At 32.1% G+C, this 23,406-nt stretch carries 19 protein-coding genes; 17 read left to right on the top strand and 2 right to left on the bottom strand.

The annotated features are described in order from the left end of the window. Positions 1–271: 271 nt before the first annotated feature. The 7 genes from OZP15_RS02785 (at position 272) to OZP15_RS02815 (ending at position 7,493) form a co-directional block, all read left to right on the top strand. Positions 272–940, top strand: coding sequence for a succinate dehydrogenase cytochrome b subunit (locus tag OZP15_RS02785; RefSeq protein WP_269226973.1), 669 nt, complete (start codon positions 272–274; stop codon positions 938–940). Between the two features lie 15 nt (positions 941–955). Beyond that, complete coding sequence (locus tag OZP15_RS02790; RefSeq protein ID WP_269226974.1) at positions 956–2,965, top strand: fumarate reductase/succinate dehydrogenase flavoprotein subunit; 2,010 nt, start codon at positions 956–958, stop codon at positions 2,963–2,965. Positions 2,966–2,972: 7 nt separating this feature from the next. Next, positions 2,973–3,734 (top strand): succinate dehydrogenase/fumarate reductase iron-sulfur subunit, encoded by a 762-nt coding sequence (locus OZP15_RS02795; protein WP_281336939.1) that lies wholly within the window; start codon positions 2,973–2,975, stop codon positions 3,732–3,734. Between the two features lie 113 nt (positions 3,735–3,847). Then, a complete protein-coding gene (locus tag OZP15_RS02800) occupies positions 3,848–5,503 on the top strand; it encodes a sensor histidine kinase (protein ID WP_281336940.1) in 1,656 nt (551 codons plus the stop codon). After that, on the top strand, positions 5,500–6,132 hold the full coding sequence (locus tag OZP15_RS02805) for a response regulator (RefSeq protein ID WP_269226978.1): 633 nt from the start codon (positions 5,500–5,502) through the stop codon (positions 6,130–6,132). The genes OZP15_RS02800 and OZP15_RS02805 overlap by 4 nt, the downstream gene beginning before the upstream one ends. 115 nt (positions 6,133–6,247) lie before the next feature. Beyond that, the gene (locus tag OZP15_RS02810) at positions 6,248–6,571 is read left to right on the top strand and encodes a hypothetical protein (protein WP_281336941.1); all 324 of its coding nucleotides are present in this window, start codon (positions 6,248–6,250) and stop codon (positions 6,569–6,571) included. A 154-nt stretch (positions 6,572–6,725) separates the two neighbouring features. Next, complete coding sequence (locus tag OZP15_RS02815; protein WP_269226980.1) at positions 6,726–7,493, top strand: nitrilase family protein; 768 nt, start codon at positions 6,726–6,728, stop codon at positions 7,491–7,493. Here the strand turns inward: OZP15_RS02815 and OZP15_RS02820 are convergent. Together OZP15_RS02820 and OZP15_RS02825 are read right to left on the bottom strand one after the other, a co-directional pair. Further along, positions 7,482–9,149 carry an Ig-like domain-containing domain gene (locus tag OZP15_RS02820; RefSeq protein ID WP_281336942.1) on the bottom strand — a complete coding sequence of 556 codons (1,668 nt, stop codon included), beginning with the start codon at positions 9,147–9,149 and terminating at the stop codon, positions 7,482–7,484. The two genes, OZP15_RS02815 and OZP15_RS02820, sit on opposite strands and share 12 nt — an antisense overlap. A 79-nt stretch (positions 9,150–9,228) precedes the next feature. Further along, complete coding sequence (locus tag OZP15_RS02825) at positions 9,229–9,912, bottom strand: ComF family protein (RefSeq protein ID WP_269226981.1); 684 nt, start codon at positions 9,910–9,912, stop codon at positions 9,229–9,231. 98 nt (positions 9,913–10,010) lie between these two features. On the opposite strand from OZP15_RS02825, the gene OZP15_RS02830 reads away from it, so the two are divergent. The 10 genes from OZP15_RS02830 (at position 10,011) to OZP15_RS02875 (ending at position 23,338) form a co-directional block, all read left to right on the top strand. Beyond that, positions 10,011–11,552 (top strand): glycine--tRNA ligase, encoded by a 1,542-nt coding sequence (locus OZP15_RS02830; RefSeq protein ID WP_281336943.1) that lies wholly within the window; start codon positions 10,011–10,013, stop codon positions 11,550–11,552. A 355-nt stretch (positions 11,553–11,907) separates the two neighbouring features. After that, a complete protein-coding gene (locus OZP15_RS02835) occupies positions 11,908–12,744 on the top strand; it encodes a LytR/AlgR family response regulator transcription factor (RefSeq protein ID WP_269226982.1) in 837 nt (278 codons plus the stop codon). 178 nt (positions 12,745–12,922) lie between these two features. Next, positions 12,923–13,222: a 3-oxoacyl-ACP reductase gene (locus OZP15_RS02840; protein WP_269226983.1), complete on the top strand. Its 300-nt coding sequence runs from the start codon at positions 12,923–12,925 to the stop codon at positions 13,220–13,222. 179 nt (positions 13,223–13,401) lie between these two features. Continuing rightward, complete coding sequence (locus OZP15_RS02845) at positions 13,402–15,351, top strand: tetratricopeptide repeat-containing sensor histidine kinase (protein WP_281336944.1); 1,950 nt, start codon at positions 13,402–13,404, stop codon at positions 15,349–15,351. A gap of 12 nt (positions 15,352–15,363) precedes the next feature. Further along, on the top strand, positions 15,364–16,056 hold the full coding sequence (locus OZP15_RS02850; RefSeq protein WP_269226986.1) for a response regulator: 693 nt from the start codon (positions 15,364–15,366) through the stop codon (positions 16,054–16,056). Between the two features lie 134 nt (positions 16,057–16,190). Beyond that, positions 16,191–18,293, top strand: coding sequence for a prolyl oligopeptidase family serine peptidase (locus OZP15_RS02855; RefSeq protein ID WP_432419383.1), 2,103 nt, complete (start codon positions 16,191–16,193; stop codon positions 18,291–18,293). A gap of 134 nt (positions 18,294–18,427) precedes the next feature. After that, complete coding sequence (locus tag OZP15_RS02860; RefSeq protein WP_269226987.1) at positions 18,428–18,643, top strand: helix-turn-helix domain-containing protein; 216 nt, start codon at positions 18,428–18,430, stop codon at positions 18,641–18,643. Continuing rightward, positions 18,630–19,856: a DNA cytosine methyltransferase gene (locus OZP15_RS02865; RefSeq protein ID WP_281336945.1), complete on the top strand. Its 1,227-nt coding sequence runs from the start codon at positions 18,630–18,632 to the stop codon at positions 19,854–19,856. Before OZP15_RS02860 ends, OZP15_RS02865 begins: the two co-directional genes overlap by 14 nt. Further along, positions 19,841–22,057, top strand: coding sequence for an ATP-binding protein (locus OZP15_RS02870; RefSeq protein ID WP_281336946.1), 2,217 nt, complete (start codon positions 19,841–19,843; stop codon positions 22,055–22,057). Before OZP15_RS02865 ends, OZP15_RS02870 begins: the two co-directional genes overlap by 16 nt. 3 nt (positions 22,058–22,060) lie before the next feature. Continuing rightward, complete coding sequence (locus OZP15_RS02875) at positions 22,061–23,338, top strand: hypothetical protein (protein WP_281336947.1); 1,278 nt, start codon at positions 22,061–22,063, stop codon at positions 23,336–23,338. The last annotated feature ends 68 nt before the right edge of the window (positions 23,339–23,406 follow it).

Consider the following 23,406-nt stretch of genomic DNA (forward strand, 5'->3'; position numbering starts at 1 on the left):
TTTAATTTTTCTTTGTTTAAAAAAATAATTTTTTTGAAGAATCAAAACGAAATTTCAGATTGAGATAATTCGAATAATACGTAAAAATACGTAATAATGTAAAAATACGTATTTAATAATGATAATAGTTCAATGTTTTGCTCCTGAAAAGGGTAAAATAGTTCTCTTAAAAATCACTTTAGATTTATTATAAATAGTAACGAAAAGGTTGTAGTTCATTACTATTTGGTTTATTTTTGCCTAAATTTTATAAATAATTTATTCAAATCTTATGGCAAAATCTACGTTGTTGAAGTCGTCAATAGCAAAAAAAGTGGCTATGGCACTTTCTGGAGTTTTTCTGATTTCGTTTCTAGCTTTACATTTCTTTATCAATTTTGTTTCTGTTTTTAGTGCAGAGGCTTTCAATGAAATGTCTCATTTTATGGGGTATAATCCTGTAATACAATATGTAATGCAGCCTGTTTTAGTAGCTGGAGTTGTTTTTCATTTTGTGATGGGATTTGTATTAGAACTCAAAAATAGAAATGCAAGACCAATTGCTTATGTAAAATTCGATGGTGGCGCAAATTCTACTTGGGCATCAAGAAATATGATTATTTCTGGTTTGGTAATTTTGGCATTTTTAGGATTACACATGTATGATTTTTGGTTTCACGAAATGGTTTACAAATATGTAGAAGTAAATGCAATTGATGAAACTAGATATTTCCACGAATTGGTGGCTAAATTTGAAAGTCCAGTTCGTACAGGTTTGTATAGCCTTTCTTTCGTGTTACTAGCATTGCACTTGTGGCATGGTTTTACGTCGTCTTTGCAATCCATTGGATTTGATAACAAAATTGGAAAATCATTGCATACCATCTGTTATTCATTTGCGGTAATAGTTCCTGCTGGATTTATTTTCATTGCAATTTTTCACCATTTTATTAATAATTAATATCAATCTATCATAATGAAACTAGATTCTAAAATACCAGAAGGTCACATTTCACAAAAATGGACTGATTATAAAGATCACTTAAGGTTAGTTGCTCCAAACAACCGACCAAAAATAGATATTATCGTAGTAGGAACAGGATTAGCTGGTGCTTCGGCAGCTGCTTCTTTTGCCGAAATGGGTTATAATGTAAAAGCATTTTGTTACCAAGATTCACCACGTCGTGCGCACTCAATCGCTGCACAAGGAGGTATAAATGCTGCAAAAAATTATCAAAATGATGGTGATAGTACTTTCCGTTTGTTTTATGACACTATCAAAGGTGGAGATTACAGAGCACGTGAAGCAAACGTACACCGTTTAGCTGAAGTTTCTGGAAACATCATCGACCAATGTGTGGCTCAAGGAGTTCCTTTTGCTCGTGATTATGGTGGAAATTTAGATAACCGTTCTTTTGGTGGTACTCAAGTACAACGTACTTTTTACGCTGCAGGACAAACAGGGCAACAACTGTTATTAGGGGCTTATTCTGCTTTGTCAAGACAAATTGGTTTAGGAAGAATCGATATGTACAACCGTCACGAAATGTTGGAACTGGTAAAAGTTGACGGAAAAGCTCGTGGAATCATTGCTCGTAACTTGGTTACAGGAGAGTTAGAAAGACATTCTGCTCACGCTGTAATTATTGCAACGGGAGGATACGGAAACGTATATTTCCTTTCTACTAATGCCATGGGATCGAATGTAACTGCTGGTTGGAAAATTCACAAACAAGGAGCTTATTTTGCAAATCCTTGTTATGTTCAAATTCATCCAACTTGTATCCCAGTTCACGGAACCAATCAATCGAAATTGACCTTGATGTCAGAGTCGTTAAGAAACTCTGGACGTATTTGGGTTCCAAAGAAAAAAGAAGATGCAGAAGCTATTAGAGCAGGAAAATTAAAACCAGTTCAAATTGCTGAAGAAGACAGAGATTATTACCTAGAAAGAAAATATCCTGCATTTGGTAACTTGGTTCCTCGTGATGTGGCTTCAAGAGCAGGAAAAGAAGTTTGTGACGCAGGTCACGGAATTGAAGCGAATGATACCAATGAAGGAGTTTATTTGGATTTCTCTACAGAGATTCAAAATAAAGGAAAACAAACGGCTTACGCCAAAGGAAACCACAATCCTTCTCAAGAAGAAATTCTTACTTTAGGAAAAAAATGGTTGGAGGAAAAATACGGTAACTTGTTTACCATGTACCAAAAAATCACGGACGAGAATCCTTATGAAACTCCAATGAAAATTTACCCTGCAGTTCACTACACCATGGGTGGAGTTTGGGTTGATTATAACTTACAATCTACTATTCCAGGTTGTTTCGTTGCAGGAGAGGCTAACTTCTCTGACCACGGAGCGAACCGTCTAGGAGCTTCTGCTTTGATGCAAGGTTTGGCTGATGGATATTTTGTATTACCTTACACTGTTTCTAATTATTTAGCGGACGATATTCGTACTGGAAAAATTTCTACAGATTTGCCAGAATTCGTAGCTGCTGAAAATAGTGTAAAAGAGCAAATCAACAAATTCTTATCTAATAATGGATCTAAAACGGTGGATCATTTCCACAAACGTTTAGGACACATTATGTGGAATAAAGTGGGTATGGGTCGTAATGAGAAAGGTTTAACTGAAGCCATTTCTGAAATTGCAGCTTTAAAAGAAGAATTCTACAAAGACGTTTATGTTCCTGGTAGTGCAGACGAATTGAATCCTGAATTAGAAAAAGCGCTTCGTGTTGCCGATTTCATCGAATTAGGACAATTGATGGCTATGGATGCTTTACAGCGTAAAGAATCTTGTGGAGGTCACTTCCGTGAAGAGTATCAGGATGCTGAAGGAGAAACACTTCGTGATGACGAAAACTTCTCTTTTGTAGGAGCTTGGGAAAACAAAGGATACGATGTTACAAAATCGGAACTTCACAAAGAGGAATTGAAATACGAGTTTATTAAAATAGCCGCAAGAAATTACAAATAAAAAAATTATGAGCGCAGCAAAAAATATCAATATAAGCCTTCAAATTTGGCGTCAAAAAAACTCCAAAGAAAAAGGAAAAATGGAAACATACAAATTGAACGATGTCTCTACGGCTAGTTCATTTTTGGAAATGTTAGACCAATTGAACGAACAATTAGTAAACGAAAGAAAAGAGCCAATCGCATTTGATCACGACTGTCGTGAAGGAATCTGCGGAATGTGTTCTTTGTATATTAACGGACGTGCACACGGACCAGATACAGGAATCACTACTTGTCAATTGCATATGAGAATGTTCAACGATGGAGATACAATTGTTATCGAGCCATGGCGTTCTGCAGCTTTTCCTGTAATTAAGGATTTAGTAGTAGATAGAAGTGCCTTTGATAGAATTCAGCAAGCAGGAGGTTTCGTTTCTGTGAATACTTCTGGAAACACTATTGATGCAAATGCAACTCCAATTAACAAACAAGATGCAGACAAAGCTTTTGAAGCAGCAGCTTGTATTGGTTGTGGAGCTTGTGTAGCGACTTGTAAAAATGGTTCAGCCATGTTATTCGTTGGAGCAAAAGTATCTCAATACGCATTGTTGCCACAAGGAAGAATTGAAGCTACAGACCGTGTACTAAATATGGTGCGTCAAATGGATGAAGAAGGTTTTGGTAACTGTACCAATACTGGAGCTTGCGAAGTAGAATGTCCTAAAGGAATTTCTTTGGAAAACATCGCTCGTATGAACAGAGAATTTTTATCAGCCAGTTTGAAATAATATTTCAAAAAAATTATATCATAAACGTCTCGAGCAATCGGGACGTTTTTTGTTTGTAAAAGTTTACCTCTTCTGGGATAAAACAGTTATATTTAGACTTTAAAATAGATTTAATGAACATTAAAACATTAATACTAATTATAATCAATAGCTTGATCGCACTGGTAATTGCTTTGTTGTCTTTTTCTTCATACAAGCAATTTTCAAACGTTTTAAATGATCGTATTTTGTTGCAATTAAATTCTATTAAAACCCTAAAGCAAAACCAGATTGAGCATTTGTTAAAATCAGAATGGGAACGATTTGAGGCTTCTGAATTGTACAATCAAAATATTGACACTACTGTATTAAAGCTTCCAGACAGCATTAAAAAAATAAATGGAATTCACGATTTTACAGGTTTTCAGATTGATAATAAAACAACAATAGGTTTTATATCGAATTCGGAAAGAGGTACAAAAATTAAAATTTTAGATTACAATAAAATAAAAAAAATACTCCTAGAACGAACAGGAATGGGTGACAGTGGCGAATCCTATCTTGTTGGCGAAGATTTCCGAATGCGTTCTCAATCTCGTTTTTATCCCAATAAAATTCCATATACCTTATTTGTTAAAACAAAAGGAGTCACCAATGCTTTTAAAGGTATAAATGGCAGAGGCGTTTTTGAAGACTATAGAGGAATTGATGTATATAGCGTTTATAGTCTCATGATAGTTGGGAAATTAAAATTGGTTATTCTATCTGAAATAGATGTTGATGAGGTTACTCTACCTTTAAAAGAACTAAAGGAAAGACTTGCAGCTTTAACTCTTGGAATTTTTTTACTGGCTGTTATGCTTTCTCTTTTCCTGACAAGAATTATTACCAACCCCATTAAAAATATGCAAAAAAGTCTCCGAATTATGGCAGAAGGAGACTACAACCAAACCAATGAATTTATAAAAAATTCGAAGGAAATAAAGGAAATGTTTGACGCCTTGGCTAATTTGAAAGCTTCTTTGCAAGGTGCCGTAAAATTCTCTGATGATATTGGAAAAATGAATTTACATAGCGATTTTAAACCTAAAAGTTCTAATGATTTGCTTGGAAAAAGCCTTTTAGCAATGAGAGATAAGTTGATAGAGTTTAGAAATAATGAAGAAAATACCCGAATACTATCCAAACGAATGCTGGTAAACGGTATGGAAGATGAAAGGCGCCGACTTTCGCGAGAGCTCCATGATGGTGTAGGCCCTTATTTAACATCATTAAAACACTATATTGAGAATAGGGTTCAAAATGAATCGAAAAAAGCAGAAATGAAAAAAATAGTGGACGATACCATTGCTGAAATCAGATTGATGTCAAATGCCTTGATGCCTGCCTCAATAGATGATTTTGGAATTGGAGTCACCTTAACCAACTTTATCGAAAGCCTAAAAAAATCAACAACGGTAACTATTGAATACGAAGATTTAACCCAACAGGAAAATTCTAATATTACAAACCATCAGGCGATTAATCTTTTTAGAATAAGCCAGGAACTGATTAATAATTCATTAAAACATGCTAATGCAAAAAATATCAGGATTACACTTTCGGAATTTGATGAATTTATTTCTCTTTTTTATTTTGATGATGGTATTGGTTTTGATATCAAAACTGTTAAATTAGGTTTAGGAATTACTAACATCAAAGAACGTGTAGAAATTTGCAATGGTACAATTACCATCAATGCAAATCCCGGAAATACAACTTTTGAAATTGAATTACCCGTAGAATTATGAACGAAATCAAATTAATAATAGCTGATGATCATGAGCTTTTTAGAAACGGACTTGCAGAACTGTTAAGAAAACATGACGATATAAAAATAGTTAAAAGTGTTGGGGATGGCATTGAGTTTATGGAGCTTATCAACAGCCTATTTGAGGCTGATATTGTATTGCTGGACATTACTATGCCCAAAATGGATGGTTTTCAGGTTTTAAAAGAATTAAAAACTTTAAATTCTGATATAAAACCTATTGTAATTTCGATGCACAATGATGGAAATTACATTGCAAAATGCGCTAAAATGGGTGCTTTCGGATATCTATTAAAAAACACAGATGAAGCCGAATTAATCCTTGCAATAAGGAGCGTTTATAATGGAAAAAAATATTTTAGTGCTGAAATTTCTGAAAAAATGATAAACTTTATGTCAACACAAAGCATCAGTGAAAATGTTTTATCCAATAAAGAAACCGAAGTTTTAGGATTAATTGCTAAAGGCTTAACAACTAAAGAAATTGCTGAAAAACTATTTGTGAGTTCGCGCACCATAGAAACCCATCGTGCCAATATTTTAAAAAAACTAGAAGTAAAAAATACCGCCGAACTCATTAAAAAAGCAGCAAAAATGAATTTAGTATAACACATTAAAAACATCAATATCCGTATAAATACGGATGCAAATTGGGTAGATTCACATAATCCTAGAAGCCTATTACTGATTGTAACTTTGAAAAAACAATAAAAAAGTAATAGCCATGAAAAAAATAGCATTGATTTTAGGAGTTTTATTAGTATCTTTAGGTGCATTTGCACAAGAAAAAAGTAATATGAAACAAAGTGATTTAACAGGTCCAGATTATAAAAATTATAAACACTGGATGCATAAAACAGAACCTGTAAAAATATATTCAGAAACCAATACTACTACACTCCAAGGCCCAGCCTATAAAAACCAACAGCCAGGTACAAACAATTCTAAAAAAGAATTAGTTGAAGTGAAGATAGGCGGTAGTGAAAGACAAAAGTTAACTGGACCAGCATACAAAAACCATGGTCCATGGAATGCAAAAACAAAATAGAGATAATTTCTAGTCTAGTTATTAGAAGTGGTATCTATCAAATGGAAAAAAAATCTCGCGAATTAGCGAGATTTTTTGTTTTTACAAAATAAGAATCCGTGTAAATCTGTTTGATCCGTGTTATCTGCGTTCCATTTTTTATTAATTTTATAAAATGAAAATCGCCATAATCCAATCTTCGTTATCTTGGGAAAACCCAAAAACTAACCGAAATCATTTCGAAGAAAAAATCAATTCTATTTCTGAAAAAGTAGATTTAATTGTGTTTCCTGAAATGTTCTCAACTGGTTTCACGATGAGTCCTGAAGTTGTTGCAGAAACTATGGATGGCGAAACGGTTTTGTGGCTACAATCTTTGGCGAAAGCCCAAAAAACAGCTATTACAGGAAGTTTAGTAATCAAAGAAAACGATAATTTTTATAACCGATTGGTATTTGTTTTTCCGTCAGGTGAAATCCAATTTTATGATAAACGACATTTGTTTACTTTGGCTGGAGAAGATAAAGTATATACTTCTGGAAAGCAAAAATTGATTGTTGATTATCTAGGTTGGAAAATTTGTCCTTTGATTTGCTATGATTTGCGTTTCCCTGTTTTTGCCCGAAATAATGAAGAATACGATGCGTTGCTTTATGTTGCCAATTGGCCAAAAGTGAGAATTCAAGCTTGGGATATTTTGCTCAAAGCGCGGTCGGTCGAGAATTTGTGTTATACTGTTGGTGTGAATAGAGTGGGCTTTGATGGAAATAATTTAGAATATAACGGACATTCGCAAACAGTCGATTTTCTTGGAAATTATATGCTCGAACCACAAGAGTCTGATGCTATTTTTATCGTTGAATTAAATAAAGAAAAACTGTTAGAAACTAGAAACAGATTAGGTTTTCTTAAAGATAAAGATATTTTTGAATTAAAATCTTGATTTTTTTTCAAGCTTCTTTTTATTGTCTTCTTTCTTTTTAGGTTCAGGTGTGTACGGAATACTCAAATCGAAAACCTGATCCACATCCCAATTGGCTCTGACATCAATGGCTTTTGATAAATAAATAATTTCTTCGGCTTGGCGTTTTTCTAAATAATTTCCTGAATCCCATTCCTTGTTTTTGTTATCATCATAAATAGCTCGAAGCCATAATAGTGCAGGTTCAATAAGATTAAATTCAATTTTAGAAGTGCTGTTTTCTGCATATTGTGAGGTCAGAACTTCTCCTTTTTCATTAGTTAGCTCTACAATTACTGGAAACTGTTTTGCATTTTGTAAGTTCACTTTCAAATTACCGTAATCGGCTAAATCTTTAGTCGAAAAACTATAGTTTAAAGTGTCGTTTGATTGTTCTAAATAATCGGTCAAAGCACCCGGTAAAATTTGAAAAGTATATCTTTCTTGAGGAACTTTTTTAAAATCAAAAAACAATTCTTGGTTGAACTCGTCATATTCTGTTTTGAAGGCTACTACAGTAGAATCTTTGGTAATCAGTTTCATTTTAGAATTGTCAAATTTGTTTAGAGGTGTACTGCTGGTCAACGTAAAACGTTCATTCAAATGCAATGTGCCTGATTGAATTGAAGTAATATTCAAACTATCTTTTTTCTGATCTTTAACTTTAATGGTATAATTTTTATTGTATTTTTCTTGAGAAACAGCTACTGACAAGGAATCTACCTTCAGTGGTTTGTACCAAATTTGGAGTGAGTCTTTTTTAGGGAATTTAGTGATAATCGTTTGTAGCTCCTCTGTGCCATTTTTAATTGTGATTTTAGTGTTTTTTGCAACGCCTTCATAAGGGAGAACGAGTCTGTTTTTAGAAACTTGAAAAGGTCTTGTTGTTTTAAAGGCTTGTTTTTCTTTAAATAATTTCAACTCATAAACCGTATCGCCAGGAATGGTGATAAACTCTTTGTGAAAACCAATTTTGTCTTTTTTAGAACTGAATTTATTATTAGAATCATAATCTTTCATAGCTACTAAAAGATACTTTCCTGCTTTTAAATTTTCTATTTTAAAAGTCTTCAAACTGTCTAATGTATTGGTGATATATCTTGGATTTTCTTTATAAACTACAGAATCTTTAAATTTGTCATTTACATCATAGAGCATAATTGAAACGAAAGATTCTACGTCTTTGCTGTATGCGTCTTTTACTGTTCCGCCAATGCTTAAAGAATCGATAAAGCTTCCTGTAGAAAAAACATATTTGAATTGGTTTAGCGGATTTCCTTCATTATTATCAGTAATACTTTGACCGAAATTAAAACTGTAAGTAGTATTTTCTTGTAGCGTGTCTAGCAATTTTATGGAGATGTATTTACTAACATTCGTTGGTAAAATAGCGGGGTCATATTTCATTGGAGGAGAAATAATCAATTGCTTGTTCATGTCTTTCAACTTAATATATTCGTCAAAAGTTAATTTGATTTCTTTTGTTTTAAAATTGGTGCTATAATTTTTAGGAAAACTATTGATTAAAATAGGAGCTAGAGTATCTTTTAAACCACCAGTAATACTGCCTCTTTTGGCGCAACTTGTTAGTATTAAAATCAGCAGAAACAAAATATAGTTACAGTTGTTTTTCAACATAGTCATCATAATTTAGAAGCTACAAAATAACAATTATATTCGCTGTAAAAGAAATGTTTTAAATTTTAATTAAGAGCTATTAGCTATGCGCCATCGCCATGCAAACAATGCTGATTTTTATCTTTGGAATTTTCAGTAAAGCGTTTGAGCAAGCTTCTAGTGTAGAACCAGTAGTAAGTACATCATCAATCAACAAGAAATGTTTGCTGTGGTCTTTTTCAGTAAAAACAACATCAAAAACAGTATCGATGCCTTCGCTTCGATTTAAAAAACTTTTTCTCGATTGAGTTTTTGAGTAAATGTTTCGAACCAGTAGATTGGAATTATATGGAATCTTCAATTCCTTGGAAAGCATTGTCCCAAAATTAGTTAACTGATTAAAACCTCGTTCACGAAGTTTTCTTTTGTGTAAAGGCACAGGAATAATTTCATCAACCGATTGCAGTATTTCTAATTTTTTTAAATCTTCAGCGTACCATTCGCCAAGGACAGTTCCAATTTCTTCTTGTTTTCTGTATTTTAGACCATGAATCATTTCCTGAACAATTCCCTTTTTATGAAAATACAATAATGCCGATGCGTATTCGACAGGAATTCGTCCGTAAAACTTTTTGAAAGCTTCATTTTCAGGGTTCAAATGATGATTCGTTAGCGGAATATGGTGTCGGCAAACGGTACAAATCACATTTTCATTTGATACCAAAAACGAATGACAACCAGCACAAACGGGAGGAAAAAAGAGATTGATAATGCTTTTGAACATAAATAAGGAGATATTATTTATAAAAATAAGAAAATCAATGCTTCAAACTTCAACTATTTTCTTTTTTTTATGTTCACTTTTTATATTTTTGCACCACTATGGCAAAACAAGAAGATTTATTTAAGAATGTAGTTTCGCACGCAAAAGAGTACGGATTTATTTTTCCGTCAAGCGAAATATACGATGGTTTAAGTGCAGTTTACGATTATGCACAAAACGGAGTAGAATTAAAAAAGAACATACGCGAATATTGGTGGAAATCAATGGTTCAGATGAACGATAACATCGTTGGATTAGACGCAGCTATATTGATGCATCCAACGACTTGGAAAGCATCTGGTCACGTTGACGCCTTCAACGATCCATTGATTGACAACAAAGATTCTAAAAGAAGATACAGAGCTGACGTTTTGATTGAAGATTACGCCGAAAAGCTGAATCTAAAAGCAAAAAAAGAAATCGAAAAAGCGAAAGTTCGTTTTGGAGACGCTTTCAACGAACAAGAATTCATCACAACCAACACAAGAGTGGTAGAATATCTAGCCAAAGAAAGAGAAATTCTGGAAAGAATGGGGCGTTCTTTGGGTTCTGGCGACTTGGAAGACGTAAAAGCATTAATCGAAGAATTGGAAATTGCTTGTCCGGAATCGGGTTCCAGAAATTGGACAGAAGTACGTCAATTCAACCTGATGTTCGGTACTAAACTTGGAGCTTCTGCAGATACGGCAATGGATTTATATTTGCGTCCAGAAACTGCTCAAGGTATTTTTGTGAACTTCTTGAATGTTCAAAAGTCGGGAAGAATGAAAGTTCCTTTCGGAATTGCCCAAACGGGTAAAGCGTTTAGAAATGAAATCGTTGCCAGACAATTCATCTTCCGTATGCGTGAATTCGAACAAATGGAAATGCAATTTTTTGTACGTCCAGGTGAAGAAATGCAATGGTACGAACATTGGAAAACCACTCGTTTGAACTGGCACTTATCTCTTGGTTTAGGAAAAGAAAAATACCGTTTTCACGATCACGAAAAATTAGCACATTATGCCAATGCTGCTGCTGATATTGAGTTTGATTTCCCTTTCGGATTCAAAGAATTAGAAGGAATTCACTCTCGTACGGACTTTGATTTGAAAGCACACGAACAATATTCAGGTAGAAAATTACAGTATTTTGATGCTGAATTGAATCAGAATTATGTTCCTTATGTGGTAGAAACTTCAGTAGGTTTGGATAGAATGTTTTTGGCAGTTTTCGCCACTTCATTAAAAGAAGAAACTTTGGAAGATGGTTCAACCAGAACAGTTCTAAAATTACCCGCAGTTTTAGCGCCAACAAAAGCGGCTATTTTACCATTGGTAAAGAAAGATGGATTACCAGAAATTGCTAATAAAATCATTGACGATTTGCGTTGGGATTTCAACGTGGCCTATGATGAAAAGGATGCAGTTGGAAGACGTTATAGAAGACAAGATGCTTTGGGAACTCCTTTCTGTATCACGGTGGATCACCAAACTATCGATGATCAAACGGTAACGATTCGTCATAGAGACACCATGAAACAAGACCGTGTTGCTATTGCAGATTTGAAATCAATTATCGAAAATGAAGTTTCGATGAAAAATTGGTTGATGAAAATGTAATTCTTTCATAATAGATAACAAAAAGCTTTCCATTTTGGAAAGCTTTTTTAGTTTTTAACACTATTAAATGAAGAATTAGTGTAAAATTTCAATCCAAATAAGTAAGTATTTTTGTTCTTAATCGGATTTATTTACCCTTTGTCAATTAGTATTTACTCTTCGTCGATTTGTCTTATTAATTAAATAATAAAATAAGTTAAATGTTTATTTTTAGCACGTTAAAAATGTTATTTTTTAATCAATAAGACAAGATTTTAATTAGTTTCCCCCAAACTACTATTTTCTTATTTATAGTTGAAAGATTTTCAGCTGCTGCTAATGTTGTGCTATCTAATTTAATTAGGCAGTGCCGCAAATGAATTACCCGTATATTGTAATTGACGATAATCAAGAAAGTGTCTTAAAAACTAAAGCTATTGCTGATGGTTTTTCGGAGCTTGTCTTCGTGGCTTCGGCTAATAACTATACGGATGGTTTGAATCTAATATTAGAACACACTCCCAAAATAGTTTTTCTCGAAATTGATCCAGCCGATAAAACCAGTAATCTGTCCTTGCAACTTATCAATGAATTGTATCGGTATTTGAAGGTGGTTCCAAAAATTATTGTTACAACTACTAAAAAGGAGTTGGCTTTTGATGCGATACAATTTGAAGTAGCAGACTATTTAATCAAGCCTGTTCAACGTGTAGATTTGGTTAAAACGCTTTTAAAATTAAAGAAAGCCATTGGAGAAGATGAAGTTTTTTTGTCTCAATCGCCAATGTTAGATGCTTCCTCAAAATTTGTTGGAGAGCCACAAGTCATAGTTTCAGAGCAAGCTAGTGTTTCAAAAAAAGAACAACCTCTAGTGTTGTGTATCAAATCGTATGGCGATTATCGTTATATTGACGCAAGAGATATTTGTTATTTCCAAGCTGATAATAATTCTACTGATATTCATCTTAATAATGGTGAAATGATTACGGCTTTCAAAACATTGAAGCATTTTGAGAGCGTTTTGCCTCATCCTTTTTCTAGAATTCACAACAGTTATATTGTAAACCGCCATTACATTTCCCGAATACATACAGGAAATGCAGTGTGTTATATTAAAAACTCTACTACAAAGCTACCTTTTTCTAAATCTTATAAGGAAAATGTAGATCTTATAATATCCGAATTTGCCAATGGTAATTATCTGGAAATTTAAAAAAATACCATCTACCATGATTTGATAGTCATTCACTATCAAACGACCACATTCTACCAAATACGCCCAGTTTTACTACAAATTTAGACAATGCTGTCCTAGATTTGCAATGTGATTATGATGTACATAACTCACGAAAACAAACAAAAAACGTATAACAATATAAAACCCCCAAATTATGAAAAAGTCAATTTTTACTATCGGATTGTTGTCATTAGTAATGATATTAACTTCATTTACTACTCCAGAAGTAACAACTCTTAATGGTTCAGGAAATACAAGTGTTGGAGGAAACGTAAGATTACAAGGTTCAGGAAATACAAGTGTTGGAGGTAACGTAAGATTAGATGGTTCAGGAAACACAAGTGTTGGAGGTAATGTAAGATTAGATGGTTCAGGAAATACAAGTGTTGGAGGAAATGTAAGATTACAAGGTTCAGGAAACACAAGTGTTGGAAGAAACGTGAGATTAGATTAAATTTAATTATTATTTTAAATAATATTAGGCTGTCAATATTTTGACAGCCTTTTTTATGTTAGTGGTTTTATTTTACTATTTTTGATGAAATTCAAAAGATAGTATTGAAACCCTATTATTATATAGCTGTTCTACTGATTGTTTTTTTTGCATGTACAAAAAATAATTCAGTAAATAAAATGTCTTCCTCTTCGGAAGATAGTTTGTCTATATATATGACAAAGGCTAATGATTTTAGTTCAAATACCAAAAAAAGAAAAGAATATACAGAAAAATCGTTTGATATTGTAATGAATCAATCAGATGATTCGTTACAAAGAGCTAATTTGTTTCGAATCGCCAATAGGTATTACAATTTGAATGATTGGACAAATTATCGAAAAATTGCATTAATTGTTTTAGAAAAAGCAGAGGCTAATAGTGATACATTGAGTAAAGCTAAAGCTTATTCTTATTTGGGGGATTATTATGGTTCCCAAAGAATATCTGATAGTGCCTTTTTGTATTATTATAAAGCTGAAAAACTATACTCTCAACTTGGTGATAATTATGATCTTGCTACAACAAGATTGAATAAAGCTTTACTACAATATAATGAAAGTGATTTTTCAGGTAGTGAAAATTCAGTTTTTAAAGCTTTAAGGGTTGTTAAAGGAAAGCAATTTTATGATATTGAATATGAATCTTATAATCTTTTAGGGTCAATTTATAGTGAACTAGGAGAGCATGATAAATCATTAGAATATCATACTAAAGCATCAAATAGTGAGTATAGTAAAACATCTCCAGTAGAATTTCAATCTAGAGCTACTTCTTTAAATAATGTAGGTTTTGTTTATCAAAATTTGAATCAACATAAAAAGGCTATACCCTATTTTGAAGAAGGACTCAAACAAAAGAAAGATTTAATTCTGTATAAAATATCATTATATGCGATGTTGTTGGATAATTTAGGTTATTCTAGACTAAAAATTAAAGAAGACAAAGGTTTGCCTGAACTGTTTTATGAATCTCTAAAGATTAAAGACAGTTTGCAATTAACGTCAAGTATGATTACCACAAAGATTCATTTATCTGAATATTTTGCTTATAAAAAAGATACAGTAAGAGCTACGCATTATTCAAAAGAAGCTTTGGCTACAGCTCGGAAGTCAAGGAATTCAAGAAATATATTGTTGCTTCTAAAACAATTAGCTTTGATAGAGCCAAATAAAGCCGCCATTTACAACAAAGAATACATTCGTCTTAACGACAGTTTGCAAAAAGCAGATCGGAATATTGCTGAAAAATTCTCTCGCATAGAATATGAAACCGATGAGATCAAACAAGAAAATACAGACTTAACAGCCAAAAACAGGAATTTAGTTTATATTTTTGGCTCTGTTTTGATACTTGGTATGTTTATGTATATCATCAAAGCGCAAAAATCCAAAAATAGAGAATTATTATTCAAGCAAGAACAACAAAAAGCCAACGAGGAAATTTATAACTTAATGATTTCTCAACAAATTGATGTTGAGTCAATTAGGGTTAAAGAGAAAAAGCGTGTTGCACAAGAATTGCATGATGGTGTCCTCGGAAGAATGTTTGGTGTGAGAATGAATCTGGATAGTTTGAATAAAATAAACGACGAAAGTGCTTCTGTTCAGAGAAATAGTTATTTAACAGAATTAAAAAATATAGAACAAGATATTCGTGAAATTTCACATGATTTGAATAGGGAAAAATCAGAATTAATTAATAACTTCGTTGCTATCGTAGAAAATTTGTTTGAAGATCAAAAAAAGACCTTTCCTGTTAAATTGATTTCCAGTATTGATTCTACTATAAAATGGGACAAAATAAGCAATGCTACTAAGATTAATTTGTACAGAATTATTCAAGAATCGCTACAGAATTGTAACAAATATGCCAAAGCCAAGAACGTTAAAATAGAATTCAAAAAAGGGGTTGAAGACAACATACTTTTAGAGATAAGTGATGACGGAATTGGGTTTAATTTAAACAAAGGAAAGAAAGGAATTGGCATACAAAATATGATTTCTAGAATCAAAGAATGCCAAGGAACATTTGACATAAAATCAAAAAAAGGAGAAGGAACCTCAATTGTGGTTTCTGTCCCAACCTAAAAATAAGAAATAATGAATGAGTCTATTGATACAGCATTAATTAAAAAAAACATATTAATTATTGATGACCATCCCTTTATAATTGAAGGTTATAAAAACGGCATTACGAGGTATAAACCCACTCAATATGAGTATTCTATCTCGCAAGCTGTGGATTGTAAATCTGGCTATGAACTTATTACTAATCCCAATACAGTGGCTTTTGATATCGCTTTTTTAGATATAAGTATGCCAACTTATGAAGAAAAAGGACTCCGATCAGGCGAAGATTTGGCTAGATTATTGAAAGAATACATGCCCAATTGCCAAATTATTTTACTCACAATGTACACCGAAGAGTTAAAAATAAAAAATATCATTGACACTATAAATCCTAGTGGATTAGTAATAAAAAATGATCTAACATTTGAAGAACTTCTTTTTGGATTTGATAAAGTAATCAATAATGAAATTTATTACAGTCAATCCATTCAAAAAATGCTAGATTTAGCACAGCAGGAAACCATAGAAATTGATGTTTTCGATAAGCAGATTCTTTTTCATATATCCAAAGGAACCAGAACGATAGATATTCCGCAATATGTACCCATATCGCTCGAGGCTATCGAGAAAAGAAAACTAAACCTAAAAAAAATATTAAACGTACATGATCAAACGGATACTGAATTAGTACGAGAAGCTAAAAATAAAGGCTTACTTTTTTAATCCGTTGGCAATATTTGTTAGAAGTAAAACCCTGTAAATCATTAATGTTTACAGGGTTTTTTGGTTTGATTATTGTTAGTTTACCATCCAGAAATTCTTTATTTTTGTGATACCTCATACACAAACCATTACCAATGAAAAAAATAATATTTACACTAGTTACAATGACTGCAATAGCATCCTACGGACAACAAAACCTAAAATACCCAATAACCCAAAAAGGAGAAACAGTAGATACTTATTTCGATACGAAAGTTAGCGATCCCTACCGTTGGTTAGAAGATGACAAATCCGAGGCAACTGCTGCTTGGGTCAAAGCAGAAAATGAAGTGACTTATGATTATTTGTCGAAAATTCCGTTTAGAGCAGCTCTCAAAAATCGAATGCAAAAACTTTGGAATTACGAAAAAATAGAAGAGCCTTCAATAGAAGGAGATTTTACCTATTATCTTAAGAATAATGGTTTGCAAAATCAATCGGTTTTATATCGAAAAGATCGTACTGGAAAAGAAGAAATTTTCTTGGATCCGAATACTTTTTCCAAAGACGGAACAACTTCTTTGGGTGAAATCGATTTTTCGAAAGACGGTTCCATGTTGGCTTATTCTATTTCAGAAGGCGGAAGCGATTGGCGAAAAGTGGCGATTATGAATGTTCTTACCAAAAAAATTACTGAAGACACTTTGGTCGATGTCAAATTCAGCGGATTGTCTTGGCGAGGAAACGAAGGCTTTTATTACTCTAGTTACGACAAGCCCAAAGGCAGTCAATTATCCGCAAAAACCGATCAACACAAATTATATTTTCATAAGTTAGGAACGGCTCAAAAAGAAGATCAGATTATTTTTGGCGCAGACCAAAAGCGAAGATACGTAAGAGGAAGCGTTACTCAAGATGGTAGGTTTTTAATCATCACAGCAGCTAACACAACCTATGGAAACGAGTTGTATTTCAAGAATTTGACTAAAAACAATAGCCCGATTGTTTGTGTCGTGGATCATTTCAAAAGCGATAGTGATGTTTTAGACAGTCAAGGCAATACATTATATATCAAAACCGATTGGAATGCGCCCAACAAACGCATCGTTACTGTGGATATAAAAAATCCAAAACCTGAAAATTGGAAAGACTTTATTCCTGAAACCAACAATGTTTTAACACCTACTACTGCTGCGGGTTTTATTTTTGCCAATTATATGAAAGATGCCGTTTCGTTCATCCAGCAGTATGATTATTCAGGAAAATTAATTCGTAACATTCAACTACCAGGATTGGGTACAGCAAAAGGTTTTGCTGGTGGTAATAAGGAATCAATAGTGTATTATTCGTTTGCTAATTATACCTCGCCGCTAACCATTTATGCGCTAGAACCAAAATCAGGAAAATCAACACTGTATCAAAAACCAAAAGTAGGTTTCAATAGTGAAGATTATGTTTCCAATCAAGTTTTTTATACTTCCAAAGACGGTACCAAAATCCCGATGATGATTACCCACAAAAAAGGATTGAAACTCGATGGTAAAAATCCAACAATTCTCTATGGTTATGGCGGTTTCAATATCAGTTTGACGCCAAGTTTTAATATTACCAATGCCGTTTGGATGGAAAACGGAGGGATTTATGCCGTAGCCAATTTGCGAGGCGGAGGCGAATACGGCAAAAAATGGCATGATGCAGGAACCCAAATGCAAAAACAAAATGTGTTCGATGATTTTATCGCAGCAGCCGAATATTTGATTACCAACAACTATACTGCTTCTGATTTTCTAGCCGTTCGTGGCGGGTCTAACGGAGGTTTGCTAGTTGGAGCTGTGATGACGCAACGTCCTGATTTGATGAAAGTCGCTTTGCCAGCCGTTGGTGTTTTGGATATGTTGCGCTACCACACCTTTACTTCAGGAGCAGGTTGGGCTTATGATTATGGAACTTCTCAAGACAGCAAGGAAATGTTTGAGTATATCAAGAAATATTCTCCTGTGCATAACGTAAAAAAAGGAATCCAATATCCAGCCACGATCGTCACCACAGGCGATCACGACGATAGAGTAGTACCCGCACACAGTTTTAAATTTGCTGCCGAATTGCAAGAAAAACAAAGTGGAACCAATCCTGTTTTGATCCGTATTGATGTCAAAGCGGGTCACGGTGCCGGAAAATCAGTAGAAGCTACCATTCAGGAAAATGCCGATATTCAGGCTTTTACTTTGTATAATATGGGATTTAAAGAATTGCCGTAGTTGTAGCCTAGTTTTACTTTAAATTTTATAAACGTCAATCGAGAGATTGGCGTTTTTTTTATGCTAAAAATTATTTATTAATGATGACAATTGTAAGCAGGTCAATTGTCCGCACAAAACTACATTTATAGGTTATGAATCTGAAAGAAAAATTTGGACATAAAATAAAATTCTTACGAGAACAAAAAGAATACTCCATTGAGTATTTGGCAAATATTGCCAACATCGACAGAACTTACATTTCTGATATTGAAAAAGGTAAAAGAAATGTTTCACTACTAATTATTGAAAAACTTGCGAAAGCACTTGAAGTAACTATTCAAGACTTATTCGATTATGAAAAATCTTAACTTTATTGATTTATTTGCTGGGGCATCTGGTATGTCTGAAGGCTTTATAAAGGCAGGATTTAATCCAATATCTCATATTGAAATGAATCCTGAAGCGTGTCTAACCATAAAAACACGAGCAGCTTATCATTATTTGAAATCAAAAAAGAAGCTTGAATTATATTATCAATATATTAAAGGAGAAATAACACAAGAAGCTTTTTATAAAGAAATTCCAAATAAAATCCTTAATTCTGTTTTGAATGTTGAAATTAATGATGATACAATCACTGGTCTTTTCGAAAAAATAAAACAATCAGGAAAGCAAATAGATTTAATTATTGGCGGACCACCTTGTCAAGCTTATTCTTTATTAAGGAGGCATCAAGATAAAATTGAAGAAGATCCAAGAAATAAATTATACATTCAATACGGAAGATTTCTTGAAGAATTTGAACCAAAAGCATTTGTGTTCGAAAATGTTCCTGGTTTATTGAGTGCTCACAAAGGGCAACATTTTGAAAATCTTAAAATTTATTTCAAAGAACTTGGTTATGAAGTATATCCAAAAACTTTAATTGCTTCTGATTTTGGAGTTTTACAAGCCCGTAAAAGAATTATTATTGTGGGTTGGAAAAAAGAAAATGATTTTGGATTTCCAGAATTTGAAAAGATAATCCAAGAATTCAAAGTTAATGATGCTTTTCAAGATTTGCCTAAATTAAAGCCTGGAGAAGGTTTTAAAACTACAAATTATACTCAAAGCAAAAATGAATATCTAGAGAAATTTGAATTGAGAAATGGTGTTGATTTTGTGACGCAACATATTTCAAGACCACACAATACAAGAGATTTGGCTATTTATAAAACAGCTATTGAACTTTGGAATAAAGGAAAAGAACGATTGAGATATCCAGATTTGCCCGAAGAATTAAAAACACACAAAAATGTAACCTCTTTCAATGACCGATACAAAGTAGTTGATGGACTTGGAATATCACATACTGTTGTAGCCCACATTGCCAAAGATGGTCATTATTATATTCATCCCGATGTAAAACAATGTCGCTCTATATCTGTTCGCGAAGCAGCAAGATTACAATCCTTTCCAGATGATTTCTTTTTTGAAGGATCACGTTCAGCAGCATTTAAACAAATAGGTAATGCAGTTCCACCATTAATGGCTAATGCAATTGCTAAAAAAATGAAAGAATTATTATGTCAGAAATCTTAAAAGAAAAACATTTTAATCCAAAAGCACATATTTTAACTTTATTAGGAAATGAACTTATAAAGAGCCCAGTTATGGCTATTTATGAGCTTGTTAAAAACAGTTATGATGCTGATGCAAAAAAAGTTGATGTTAGGTTTAGAGATATAGAAAAATTAGACGAAGCAGTAATTATTATTGAAGATGACGGAATTGGAATGACTTCTGAAATAATTGAGGATGTTTGGTTAGAACCAGGCTCCGATTTTAGAAAACCAATTGATAAAATAACAGGGGAAAGACAAATTATCAAATCTCCCATATTTGAAAGAGTTCCAATGGGTGAAAAAGGAGTTGGAAGATTTGCTGTTCACAAATTAAGCAGTCAAATTTTACTTATTACAAGACCAACTTTAATAAAGTTTAAACCCAATTCAAGAGAAATAGAAAGTACTGAATTAGCAAATTACGAAATTCAACTTTATATTGATTGGAAAGATTTTAATCAATCGAAACACTTGTCTGATGTTCCTATTAAATGGAAAATCAAAAGTGATCTTGAAAGTTTTAGATTCAAGGAAAAAGGAGGTACATATATTCGTTTAAGTGGGTTAAAGGAGACTTGGACAAAAGGAATGGCAAGAGATTTAAAAGGTCAAACACTCTCTATGTTATCACCTAAAGTAAGAGAAGTTGATTTTAAAATCAACTTAAACTTTAATAATCAATGGCTTGTTGATTTTCCATCAGTTGAAAAAATTTTAAACGAAGCTCCATTCAATATGACAGCTTTGATAGATAAAGATTATAATTTAGATTTTGAATATGGGTTTTCTCTTAAAAATAATAATAATATTGGACAAAGAATTATAAAGAATAATCCAGATTTTAATAAAAACATAAGAGGTTTAGTAAAGAAAGAGTTGATTAAAGTTTTAGAAAAAAAGGAACTTGAACAAGATAAAATAGATGAAGTTTTAAAAGATTTTGACAATAAACCATTGCCATTCGGGGATTTAATTATTGAATTATATACTTTCGATTTAGACTCTTATTCAATGAGGGATTATACTGCTGATGCTGATCTTGTTAAAAAAGTTTTAAAAGAACATTCTGGAATAAAAGTTTTCAAAAATGATTTAAGAATTTACGACTATGGTAGTCCAAGTAATGATTGGCTAGGTTTGGATTTAGAGAGAATTCAAAACAAAATGTGGTTCTCAAATAACAATAGTATTGGATATGTTTTTTTAGATGCTGAAACTTCAAATAGTTTGACTGAAAAAACAAATAGAGAAGGATTTGTTGAAAACGAAGCATATTTAAGCTTTTATATGGTTTTAAAAGCAATTTTACGTGAATTTGCTGCAACTAGGTTTTCTGATAGAACAAAATGGTTAAAACTTAATCAAAAATCTTCTTCTAATTTATTTGATTCTAAAGTAAGTGCGTTTAAAACTCTTTTAGAATCTTCCGATCTAGATAATGAAGAAAAGAAAAAGAAATTACTTGAAGAAGCTGAAAAGTTAGAAGAAAAATATGAGGAAGATAAAAAAATATTATTAATTCCAGCAGGTGTTGGGATGACCGCGTCTGTAGCTTTACACGAAATCGAAAAGCTTGTTCCTCGAATGGAGGAAACTATAAAATCTGAACCATTCAAAAAAGATATTATTACAGAACAAGTTGATGAGTTAAGACAATATACAGATGGAATTATATCAGTTTTAAGGAAAGGTGGAGATAAACCAATTGATATTAAAGAATCAATAAATAGAGCTTTTAATAATTATAAATTGAAATTATTAAACAGGAATATTACTACCATAATAGAAATTGATGATAATGTTACGTTGATGAATTGTGATAAAAGATTTTTTATTACAATGCTTATGAATATTATTGATAACAGTATTTATTGGTTAGAAACGGTTTATAAAGAAGAAAAAATAATTTTTCTAAAATGCTCGAAGATTAATGATATAGTTACAATTATTATTGCAGATAATGGCCCTGGATTTAAAGATGATATTTCGGAATTAATTCGCCCATTTTTCACAAGAAAATCAGATGGAATTGGAATTGGAATGTATTTGATTGATACTATTATGATGAAATATGGAAAATTGGATATAATTACAGGTGGAAATGAATTTTTAGAATTAGGAATTCCTGAAAAGTTTGATGGAGCAATTGTGAAATTAGTATTTAATAAGAATCAATAAGATATGAAATTTTTAGAACCTAACATTGTTGTAGTTGATGATAAAATTGACGAGATTCAAGGAATAATTAAACATTTTAATGATTTAGGATTAGGTTGTAAATATTTCAATTCTGATTTAATTGAAGGAGATAATCATCCGGAAAAAGAATATTCAGATGTAAATCTCTTTTTCTTGGATTTGTTTTATTCTGACAATCCATTTGATGCGGAATTATGTGCAAATTGGGTTCAAGCTGTTATTCCTGAAAAATCATTTTATATATTAATCCTCTGGACAAAAGATGTTGCAAAAGCAACTGAAGTTTTAGAACAATTAAAAAAAGTAAACAGAAATCCTTTTATTTGCCTAATAGAAAGTAAAATTGATTATACTATTCAAAGTGACGAAAAATATGATTTTACTAAACTTTTTGAAAATATAAACAGTGAATTAGACAAAGTATCTGGGTTGTCAGAAATTCAACTTTGGAAAAAAAATATTAAATTTTCGTATAATAAAATTATTGGTAATTTGACAAAAACTACAGATTCAAAAGCTTTTAATAATAAATTAAAAAAAATTATTATTAGTCACGGAGGAACTGCAATAAAATCTGAAGTAGATAGTAAACGCAAACGGTCAATTTTATTTGATGCTCTAGATAGTGTTCTAGTTTCAAATAGAAGCGATTTTCAAGAAGAAATAAGTGAAATTAACAATCAAAATTTATATAACTTAAATGAAATTGTAGAGCCAATTATAGATAAAGAATTAAATAGCTGGTTTCATTTCAAAATTGATAAAAAAGATTTAAAAGGAAAAATTTTACCAGGTCTAATTGCCTACAATAATCATAGTTTATTTAGAAAATTATATTCTATTCAAGACGACCCTAAACTTGAAAAAATATTATTAAAACAAAAAGAAGAAAATGTTATAATTCAAGATGTTGTTTTAGTACTATCAAGACCTTGTGATATTGCTCAAAATAAATTTGGAAAAAACATCAAATTATTAAGTGGTGTAATTCTTAAAAAAGCATTTCGCAATCAAAAAGGAAAAATTCATTTTAATGAAACACTTCCTGATTCAGTAAAAATTTATGAGCATCTTTATTTTAATGATGAAGAGAATGATATAACATTAATGTTTGATTTTAGATACAGTTTTTCAGTCCCAGAAAAAATATTCAACGAGAAATTTCAAAATTTAAAAATATTCAATAAAGAATTATTGTCCGAAATGCAAGTTGAATATAGTAGTTATTCTAGTAGGCTAGGAATTACTCAAATAATTTAATTTTCTTTCTAAATAAATGAGTTAGAAATACTGACTAGATTAAAGACTCATCTAAAATCCTCCTTCCC

It is taken from the genome of Flavobacterium eburneipallidum (genome assembly GCF_027111355.2).
In the GTDB taxonomy this organism is placed as follows: Bacteria; Bacteroidota; Bacteroidia; order Flavobacteriales; family Flavobacteriaceae; genus Flavobacterium; species Flavobacterium eburneipallidum.